The organism is Xenorhabdus lircayensis (assembly GCF_016306625.1).
Classification (GTDB): Bacteria; Pseudomonadota; Gammaproteobacteria; order Enterobacterales; family Enterobacteriaceae; genus Xenorhabdus; species Xenorhabdus lircayensis.
Genome location: NZ_JACOII010000028.1, coordinates 157,758 through 158,083 on the forward strand (window position 1 = coordinate 157,758; position 326 = coordinate 158,083).

Annotated in this window: 1 pseudogene; it reads left to right on the forward strand. The window is 43.9% G+C overall.

Annotation, left to right across the window (positions count from 1 at the left end):
• Window positions 1-326 (forward strand): annotated as a pseudogene (locus H8A87_RS07515) (phage tail protein); the annotation flags it as partial.

A 326-nucleotide genomic window follows, 5' to 3' on the forward strand; every position in this document is an offset into this window, starting at 1 on the left:
GATGCTAATAGCAAAGTTCCATCAATCCGTAAAGTCAATGGCAAGGAGCTGTTAACTGACATTGAATTGCACGCAGTTGATGTCGGAGCCTACGGTAAAGAAGAAACTGATGGCATTATCAAAGATGTCAAAATACAGATCGATAATGTCAATAATTTGGCGGAAACTGCCAATAACCACGCCAATGCGGCCATTCAAGATGCTAATAGCAAAGTCCCATTAACCCGCAAGGTCAATGGCAAAGAGCTGGCAGCAGACATTCAACTGACTGCGGCGGATATTGATGCCTACAACAAGGCAGAAGTCGATGATCGTATCAGCAAAGT